Annotated in this window: 9 protein-coding genes; all 9 read right to left on the bottom strand. The window is 46.0% G+C overall.

Annotated features, from left to right (window positions below):
• Positions 1–768: DUF4347 domain-containing protein (locus RMO35_RS10260; protein WP_309740908.1), on the bottom strand; the 768-nt coding region annotated here is incomplete at its 3' end.
• A gap of 257 nt (positions 769–1,025) precedes the next feature.
• Positions 1,026–2,219: an L-2-hydroxyglutarate oxidase gene (gene lhgO, locus RMO35_RS10255; RefSeq protein WP_309740906.1), complete on the bottom strand. Its 1,194-nt coding sequence runs from the start codon at positions 2,217–2,219 to the stop codon at positions 1,026–1,028.
• 18 nt (positions 2,220–2,237) lie between these two features.
• The gene (locus RMO35_RS10250) at positions 2,238–3,425 is read right to left on the bottom strand and encodes a DegT/DnrJ/EryC1/StrS family aminotransferase (protein ID WP_309740904.1); all 1,188 of its coding nucleotides are present in this window, start codon (positions 3,423–3,425) and stop codon (positions 2,238–2,240) included.
• A gap of 155 nt (positions 3,426–3,580) precedes the next feature.
• A complete protein-coding gene (locus tag RMO35_RS10245; RefSeq protein ID WP_309740902.1) occupies positions 3,581–4,546 on the bottom strand; it encodes an NAD-dependent epimerase/dehydratase family protein in 966 nt (321 codons plus the stop codon).
• 15 nt (positions 4,547–4,561) lie between these two features.
• Positions 4,562–5,275: an acyltransferase gene (locus RMO35_RS10240; RefSeq protein ID WP_309740900.1), complete on the bottom strand. Its 714-nt coding sequence runs from the start codon at positions 5,273–5,275 to the stop codon at positions 4,562–4,564.
• Between the two features lie 12 nt (positions 5,276–5,287).
• Complete coding sequence (locus RMO35_RS10235) at positions 5,288–6,385, bottom strand: DegT/DnrJ/EryC1/StrS family aminotransferase (RefSeq protein ID WP_309740898.1); 1,098 nt, start codon at positions 6,383–6,385, stop codon at positions 5,288–5,290.
• A complete protein-coding gene (locus RMO35_RS10230; protein WP_309740895.1) occupies positions 6,385–7,422 on the bottom strand; it encodes a Gfo/Idh/MocA family oxidoreductase in 1,038 nt (345 codons plus the stop codon). Before RMO35_RS10230 ends, RMO35_RS10235 begins: the two co-directional genes overlap by 1 nt.
• 216 nt (positions 7,423–7,638) lie before the next feature.
• The gene (locus RMO35_RS10225) at positions 7,639–8,124 is read right to left on the bottom strand and encodes an acyltransferase (RefSeq protein ID WP_309740893.1); all 486 of its coding nucleotides are present in this window, start codon (positions 8,122–8,124) and stop codon (positions 7,639–7,641) included.
• A gap of 118 nt (positions 8,125–8,242) precedes the next feature.
• Entirely contained in the window at positions 8,243–8,383 is a 141-nt protein-coding gene (locus RMO35_RS10220) for a hypothetical protein (RefSeq protein ID WP_309740890.1), read from the bottom strand.
• Between the last annotated feature and the right edge of the window lie 632 nt (positions 8,384–9,015).

The following is a 9,015-nucleotide window of genomic DNA, read 5'->3' as shown; positions in this document are numbered from 1 at the left end:
CCCGGTATGAGTGCCAGTCTCGCTTGCTGCTTTGTAGTAGCGAATGGCATCAATCGTGCCGCTTTTGGCACTTTGAAACTCCATCCCTAGTTCGTAGTCGCCCGCACTGCCCGTCCCATCGGTAGCATTAACCACCGTAGGGGTTTGGGTGGTAAAAAGACTGGGCAATACTCCTTGATATGAATTCCTCACAGCATCTGTCAATGACAGATCTGCTTCAATTGTGCCTGTGGCATATTCCAGAGTCCAGTCGCCACCTTTGGCAGCATTACCCGTCGTATTTATAGAAGCAGCTACATCAGCACCTGTCAAGTTAGAGATTTCATTAACGAAGGCTTGTCCCGATTGCCCATCGGCAATATTACAACCATAAAAAAGAATATCCGCCTCTGGCGCGAGAGCGGATTTCCATTGCTGGAGATCGTTTGCATAGTGTTGCAAAGAGTTCGCACTCAGGGAACTATTACCCAGTTGCACCTGTGAGATATTGCCGTGAGAGATAATATCAATGCTTGATAAACCCCGATAGTTTTTTAGAGCCTCAGTGATTTGAGCGATTCCATCTCGGCTAGGATCTAAGAGAATTTTGACATCCGAGCGCAGGTTTGCCATGACTGTCGCAGCATCATCGATATTCCGATCGATAAAAGCAATAGTTTGCGGACTGATTAAATTGCCGCTAGATACCTTTGGTAATTCAAAGGGGTTTACAAATTTTTGAGGCTTTAATAATACTTCGTCAGCAAAATAATTGTCTGGTATCGTCATGGCTCTTGAATGTTGTTTTCGGTTGAGTAACGAACTAGCAGGATATTACTTTATTCTGCTCTCAAAGTAACTTGAATGTAAATCAGACGAACGACGTAAAAATACAACCATTTATCTATACCTTCAGTTTATCAATAGAACATCGCGTACAAATATAGTAGATATTTCACTTTTGCAAAGATTAATTTAAGCTATTATGCTTAGATTAATCTTTGAATGTTAGCGTAATTAACGATCGCAAGCAACATTCCGCTTGATTATGTAGCGAAATCCTGGTATTGAGTGGCAATTACTTTACCGATTTCCAATGAAGAAGTCGCTGCTGGTGAAGGTGCATTACAAACGTGAATGGAGTTGGGCTTTTTGACGATCGCAAAATCGTCCATCAGTCTACCATCACGCATCAAAGCTTGCGCTCTCACACCTGCATCGCTGGGTACGAGATCTTCAGCTCTAATTTCGGGAATTAGTTGTTGCAAGCTGCGAACGAATGCGGCTTTACTAAACGATCGAATCATTTCCTGCATTCCCTCATCGGCATGTTTGAATGCTAGTTTCCAAAATCCCGGATAAGTCATAACTTCAGCAAAATCTTGGGGATCGAAGTCTGTTTTTTTGTAACCTTCCCGTTTGAAACTTAGGACGGCATTGGGGCCAGCATGGATATTTCCGTCAATCGTCCGAGTAAAATGAACGCCTAGAAATGGAAAGTTGGGATTGGGAACTGGATAGATTAAATGTTTGACTAAATACCGTTTGTCCGGCACTAATTCGTAGTACTCACCTCGAAAGGGAACGATTTTGGCTTGAGGATCGACACCATCGAGTCTCGCAATTCGATCGCTATGTAAGCCCGCACAATTGATCAGATAGCGAGTTTCAAAGCTACTGTTGGTGGTGGCGATCCGATGTCCATCAGTTAGCTCGATAATTTTTTCAACTTTGGTATCGAGATAAAGATCGCCACCCAAAAGTTCGATCGAGTCGGCATATTTTTGACAGACTTGCTGATAATCAACTATGCCAGTCGAAAAAACGCGCACTCCGGCTAGGCAGCTCACATGAGGCTCGATTTGACTAACTTCTGCTGCGGTGAGTTTGGCAACTTTTATGCCATTATCGATACCGCGTTGATAAATGTTTTCGAGTAATGGTAGCTCCTGCGGTACCGTTGCTACGATGACCTTGCCACAAACCTCATGGGCGATGCCATTCTCTTGGCAAAATAGCACCATCGAATCGGCACCAGCACGGCAGAGTTGAGCTTTGAGACTGCCCGATTTGTAGTAAATACCAGAATGAATCACACCGCTATTATGACCCGTTTGATGGCGACTCCAGCCACTTTCTTTTTCCAATACGGCAATTCGCCGATCGGGATTAGCTTGCAATAGAGCCATTGCGGTTGATAGTCCGACGATGCCGCCGCCGATGACGATCGCGTCATACATAGATGTAACTTCCTAAATTTAGATCGATAGATTTTTTAAGGCACTCACAACTCGATCGAGATCTGCATCAGTCAGTTGATGAAACAGGGGGAGCAAAATACAATTGTCTTGAGCTTTTTCGCTTTCAATCAGTCGATTGCAACTGCCGGGTTTGCAGTCACAGCCAGATCTATTCACACCACAAGACCACTGTTGTTGTTGATAGGCTGGTTCGCGATGCGTACACATAATCCCGCGCCGAGTTGCAATCCCCAGATCGAGTAATTGTTGCATCACGGATACCTGTGCGTACTTACCAGTCAACCGCACGCAGAAGCTCTGCCAATTGCTATGCGCCCACTCTGGCTCAATCGGTAATTCCAAACCTTCGATATTCGCTAAAAGTTCCTGATATTGTTGCGCCAAATAGCGGCGACGGGCGACAATTTCTGGCAGGCGTTTGAGTTGTTCGCGTCCGACGGCGGCTTGAATGTCCGTCATCCGATAGTTGTAACCCAAAACGGGGTAAGACTCAAAAATCACTTGTTTGGAGCCGTGACGGACGGTATCGGCGACACTCATGCCATGTTGTCTCAACAGTCGAAACTGTCGATCCCATTGGGCATTTTTGGTTGTCAACATCCCACCATCGCCAGTCGAAATTACCTTGCGGGGATGGAAAGAAAAACAAGCAATATCACCATGCGGCTTGCCAATTTTCTGCCACTCATCATCCCAGAAAATTTCACTGCCGATCGCACAAGCTGCGTCTTCAATTACAGGTAGATTGTGTTGATGGGCGATCGCTAAAATTGCTTTTAGATCGCAAGGCATTCCAATTTGATGGACTACCAAAATCGCCCGGGTCCGATCGGTTATAGCATCAGCAATTAAGATTGGATTGATATTATAAGACTGCGGATCGATGTCTACAAATACGGGGACAGCCCCACAATAGCGGATGCTATTGGCAGTCGCAATATAAGAATGACTGACCGTAATCACCTCATCGTCAGGCTGTACGCCCACTGCCAAGAGTGCCAAGTGCAATGCTGTGGTGCAATTGGAGACAGCGCAAGCATATTCAGCCCCAACGTAAGCGGCAAACTCTCGCTCGAATGCGGCAACTTCTGGCCCTTGAGTAACCCAACCAGACATGATGGCACGACTAGCGGCTTGGGCTTCAGCTTCGCCCATCCAGGGTTTAGCGATCGGAATATTTTGCATTAAATTATTAAATGATAATTTTTTGGCAGTTATCTTAAGAGAACTTGAGCGGCAGAACACGAAATTTTATTTCAGGACGGTGTTGGAACGAAGCAGATCTCTAGCTAGATCCCTGACTTCTCGAAGAAGTCGGGGATCTGTTGTACCTCGCCAAATTACTTATCTCCTTTTGTTTTTTGTGCGTGCCACCAAGCTACAAGTCTCCGCAAACCTTCTTCTAACGAGACTTCAGCTTCAAAACCCAACAAATCTCTAGCTTTAGTTACATCTGCCAGTCGGCGCGCAACTGGATTTACCTTCCGCTCTGGCCCATATTCTGGTTTGAGATCCGAACCCATGACCTTCGTCAAAGCAGATGCCAGATCGTTCAAGCTACTTTCGACACTGCTGGCGATATTAAAGACTTCATCCGTGACATCGGCTTTAGCTGCCAAGATATTCGCTCTGGCAATATCTTCGATATAAATAAAGTCCATCGTCTGCTCGCCATCGCCAAAAATCAGTGGCGGTTGCCCAGCGATGATGCGTTCCATCCAGCGGATTAACACCTCAGTGTAGACACCATAAATATCCATCCGGGGGCCATAGACATTAAAATAACGCAGGGCAACATAGTCTAACCCGTACATGTCATAGAAGCTGCGGAATAAGGCTTCGTTAAAAATTTTGGTCGCACCATAGAGAGTGCGGTTATTGTAAGGATGGTGCGATTCTTTGGTCGGAAATGCTTCTGCCATCCCATAGATCGATGCAGAGGACGCAGCAACAACTTTTTTAACTTTAGCTTTAACGGCAGCTTCTAAGACGTTGTAAGTACCATCTGCCATTACTTCTAGTGCCAGCCGAGGTTCGGCAGCGCATTGAGTGATCCGAATCGCGGCTTGATGGAAAACAATGTCTACGCCATCCATCACTTTATCCAGAATTTGAAGATCGCGGATATCGCCTTCAACTAATTTGACTAAACCGCTAGACATGGCTCGATCGAGATTGGACATTTGCCCACGCGTAAAATTATCAAGAATGACAATTTCAGCTACATCTTCTTGGACTAGCAGATCGGCAATATGCGAACCTACTAAACCTGCTCCACCCGTAACTAATACTCGACTATTTTTCATTTTTTATCCTATGTTCTATTCTAATGGTTGATATCCTTCGCGCCAACGTAAAAATCTAGCCGGAACGCCAGCAACGATCGCATAAGGTGGCACATCCTTGGTAACTACGGCTCCAGCACCAACGATGCTACCTTCTCCAATGGTTACTCCGGGTAAGAGTGCGGCATTCATCCCGATATCAGCTCCCATTTTTACTGTGACCGAGGCGATCTCTAGGTTGGTTTGGATAATCGGAATGTCAATGGGCAAGGCTGTATGAGTCGAGCCGAGGACTTTTGCCCCAGGCCCCCAGCCAACGTAATCTTCAAGAACCAGATTGCGAGCATCCAAGTAACTCTGCGGCCCGATCCAAACATTGTTGCCGATCCGACAAGTACCATCGAACCGCCCTTGAATATAGCTTCCAGAACCAATGAAGACGCGATCGCCGATCTCGAAGGTTTCTAAATGCTTAAACCCGACTCCTGTGCCAATTCGCACACCATGACCGAATTGACGCGCCACGGCTCGCCAAATGGCTCGCCGCATCAGTCCATCAAAGTCGCCATCGCTGGCGATAAAGCGGGAATACATTTCTACTAATGCCGATCGATTCTCGTTCCCAGAGGCTCCGCCAACGTACTGAGTACGAAGATATGCTGCTAGTTGAACTTCAAAGTCAGGGTCGATCTTTTCTGCTTGTAAACCATGTACGGATGCGACGACTTTAGTATTTCCTAAATCGGACATAGATCTCCTCGGTTAGCTAATCGCGCTCAGTACTGCTTTCGCTACCTGAGTTTGAGACTCGATCGTGAGTTCGGGATACAATGGGAGCGAAAGTTCTTGGCTGGCTACCAGTTCCGACTGCGGAAAGTCGCCTAGCTCATAACCGAGATCGGCATAAGATGGTTGCAAATGGACGGGAATGGGGTAGTGAATACCTGTCTGAATTTCCTGAGCCTGTAAGCTTTGTTGCAGTGCATCCCGATTTGGCGATCGCAAAGCGTAAACATGGTAGACATGGCGGTTGTGGGGGATGGCTGTCGGCAGTACCAACCCCGATGCTGCTAACAGATGGTTGTAATTAGCCGCACAAGCAATTCTCGCTTCCGTCCAGGCTTCGATATATTGCATCTTCACCCGTAAAATCGCCCCTTGAATCCCATCCATCCGATAGTTGTAACCCTTGAGGACGTGGTGATAGCGGCGTTCTTGTCCCCAGTCGCGCAGCATCCGCATCTTGCGATCGTATTCAGGATTATTGGTGACTGCCATCCCGCCTTCGCCATAAGCACCAAGGTTTTTGCCTGGGTAAAAGCTAAAGCAAGCAATGTCGCCGATGCTGCCGACTCTGCGCCCTTTATATTCAGCCCCATGCGCTTGCGCGGCATCTTCGATGACAATCAGATTGTGACGGCGGGCGATTTCTAAAATCGGATCCATATCTGCGGGTTGGCCGTATAAATGGACTGGCAGAATCGCTTTAGTTTTGGGGGTAATCGCTGCTTCGATCTGGGTAACATCGATCGTATAGGTCGCCGGATCGATATCGACAAATACAGGCGTGGCTCCGGTATAACCAATTGCGGCTGTCGTTGCCACAAAGGTCATCGGGATCGTGATGACTTCATCCCCCGCCCCAATCCCTGCTGCGAGTAATGCCAGATGCAGCGCGCTCGTGCCTGTATTGAGCGCAACCCCAAAATCAGCTTGGCAGTAGTTAGCAAACTCTAATTCTAATGCGGCTACTTCATTGCCAAGAATAAATTGCGTACTATCTAGAACTTTTAAAACTGCCGTATCTATCTCATTTTTGATACTCAAATACTGCGCTCTGAGATCGACAAATGGAACCATTATGACACCTCCGCTAAATTCAATTTGACTAACTGCCCTTGCTGTTTCATCGATCGATCTGCCGCTTCCAGGATTTTGACAATCCGCAATCCGGCTTCGCCATCGCTAATCGGGCGGTTGCCAGTGCGAATACAATCTAAAAAGTGTTCTCCTTCAGTCTGCAAGGCTTCTGTGATATTCAACTTCGGCGACCACATATCGCCCGTGCGATAACCGATCAGTTTCTGGTAGCGGCTTTCGGTATCGTTAGCGTTTACAGTAATGCCTTTGTCATAAACTTTAATCTTTTCACTCGGCTCTAGGTCATCAAATACAATCATTTTTTGAGAGCCACCGATCGAAGTTCGCCGAACTTTGACTGGAGCCAACCAATTGACATGCAGGTGCGCGATGAGATTGTTCTCAAAAAAGAGCGTCAAGTAAGCAATATTTTCGGTACCGTTGGGGATGTGACTGATGCCAGTTGCTGATACTGCGTAGGGTTTAGAAGGTAAAACATAGTCCATGATGGAAAGATCGTGAACTGCTAGATCCCAGATGACATTGACATCGTGTTGAAACAATCCGAGATTGACGCGGACGGAATCGTAGTAATAAATATCTCCTAGTTGGTTGGTGGAGACTAGTTCCGCCATTTTCTGGACTGCGCCAGTATAAATAAAAGTATAATCGACCATCAGCACTCGGTTTTGACGCTTGGCTTCGAGGATCAATTCGATCGATTGTTCGGAAGTCATGGTCATCGGTTTTTCGACCATTACGTGCTTGCCTGCTTGCAAGGCGGCTAATGCAAGCTTGTAGTGTGAGGAAACCGGAGTGGCGATCGCCACTGCGTCAATATCCGGATCGTCAAAAATATCCTGGCAGTCAGTGGTAACTTTAATTGCTGGATATCGAGCATGTGCTTTTGCTAAAAGCTCCGCACTTAGGTCACTAACAGTCTTTACTCGTGCGCCAGGAAGTTCGGAGAAGTTCCTAACTAGATTCGGCCCCCAATAGCCGTAGCCAATGACACCAATATTAATCTCGCTTGCCATATCATTAATTAGCTCTAGCTCAGCCTAATAAAATTGTATGTAAATCCGATCGTGGCTCTACTCAAAAATTGACCGTGCAACGATTAGCAGCCATATTCGCTTCACTCGTGTTTGTATTATACCCAGCTACTTGTCTCATATATGCAATCGCAATGCAATTGCCTGGAAAACAGCATAAAAGGGGTACACTTAGTAAGCTTACATGCCGAACGACGATTAGGGATCGGCTCGATCGCGTACATCACCTACAATCCGAGCTGGCACACCTGCAACAATCGCGTAGTCGGCAACATCCCGCGTTACCACCGCCCCCGCGCCAATGAGCGCAGATGCGCCGATCGTCAGTCCTGCCAAAATAGTGGCATTACTCCCAATGGAAGCACCCCGCTTCACCCGCGTTTCTATTACTGTCCAGTCAGCTTCGGTTTGTAAACTGCCATCAACATTAGTCGCTCGTGGATAGAGGTCATTGGTAAACATTACTCCATGACCGATAAACACCTCATCTTCAATGACTACGCCCTCGCACAGAAAGCTGTGGGATGATATTTTACATCGCTTGCCGATCGTGGTATTTTTTTGGACTTCGACAAACGTGCCGATTTTTGTTTCATCGTCGATCTGACAACCGTACAGATTGACAAGCTGAGGATGGAAAATCTTAACGTTTTTACCTAATTGCACATCTTGATTGATTGGCATTTCTCGATCTAGCCATTGTTATGAAGTTAAACTTTAGGTGACAATTGACAAAATTGCTTTGTTAAAACATGTATAAACCTTATATCTAATCTTTGTCTAAAAGATACAGTAAAATTGCCTATTTTTGGAAGCAGTTATCTTGCATGAGCTTGGGATACAAACCGATCGCACCAGCACAGTCTACTTTGAATTCAAGATAGGAAGCGCGATTGGTAGTTATCGATCGCGCAATTCTCACAATCGTGTTAACGGCTGACAATGCGCTGCAAATCCAATATGCGATCGAGCGAGGCTCTCCCACTTATTTGGTACAGTCAGCGAAAATCTCCGAACTAGTTGCCACATGCGCCAATCTGACCGAGCGCTTATCGTAATTTTGGCTAAAGTCATTACCGTATGAATATTTTAGCCATCTGCCAGAAGACTCAATTAGTGGCAATTAACACAAGTCGATCTCAGTTAGCCGATCGTTCTGACTAGCGCTAACTATCGGTGTAAACTCTCAGCGACGATCGCCAACCAATCATTTAAGCATATTAGTCTATACGCACGGTGACTTGCTACCTAATTATCGATCGAGACTTTTACCTAATACCTTGCCTGCTACCGATCTACACGCGTCCATAGCTACTTACTCACTTGTTTATTAAGTTAGAATTAGAGATAGTCTAAGCCGATCGAGCAATGAATTAACCCATATTTAAGTGACAAATTTAACCATTGGTACTACTAAAGTTGTTGAGCCGACTGTTGGTAGAAAAGTCTAACTTTGAGCATAAATATAACTGATGAGAGTAAATTATGGCGATTTGGAAAATTTGGTTGACAACCTTGGGGTCGATTTTACTAATTTGGTTTCTTGGTAACTGGCTGCTATGAGCATGAGCCTTT

This window comes from Chamaesiphon sp. OTE_20_metabat_361, from assembly GCF_031364565.1.
Note: the sequence above shows the minus strand (reverse complement) of the source record. Positions and strands in the feature narration are given on the sequence as shown.